The organism is Tolypothrix sp. VBCCA 56010, from assembly GCF_050875635.1.
Taxonomy (GTDB): domain Bacteria; phylum Cyanobacteriota; class Cyanobacteriia; order Cyanobacteriales; family Nostocaceae; genus Hassallia.
The window spans coordinates 1-459 of record NZ_JBPAOH010000437.1 but is presented as its reverse complement, the minus strand read 5'-3'; the positions used below and the strand labels follow the sequence as shown (position 1 = coordinate 459).

The 459-nt window shown below is 73.0% G+C and carries 1 protein-coding gene; it reads left to right on the top strand.

Going from position 1 to position 459, the window contains the following annotated elements; genetic code table 11:
• A partial coding sequence (locus AABK37_RS41890) for a hypothetical protein (RefSeq protein ID WP_432557259.1) occupies nucleotides 1–447 on the top strand: 447 nt, incomplete at its 5' end.
• Nucleotides 448–459 lie beyond the last annotated feature (12 nt).

The following is a 459-nucleotide window of genomic DNA, read 5'->3' as shown; positions in this document are numbered from 1 at the left end:
CACGACGACGCCTGGCGCGCCATCCGCAACCCTGCGCCCGACCCGCATGAGCAGGCCCTCGAACAGCGCACCGCCGAGGTGCAGCGCGCCGTCGACCGGGTGATCTCGGCCACCGCGGCCGGCGACGAGCAACGCCACACCGACTGGTGCCACCGCTTCGACCGCGAGGTGGAGGACTGGTCCGAAGCGCCCGACTGGATCGTCGACGACGTCGACACCGTCATCCGCCGCGTCTGCAAGGCGCTGGGCCTGCCCGACGACTACGCCCAGCGCTGGCGCCAGCTCCCCGAGCCCACCTTCTTCCCCGACCCGGAAGAGCCCACGCCGGAAGAGCGCGAGAAGAACGCCGCCGCCATGCGCGAGATCACCGCCCACTACAAGGACGCGCTGGCCTGCCTGCGCGCCGGCGAACCGATCCCCAAACCCCCCTGGCGCAACTCCGGCTGACGCCCGCGCGCC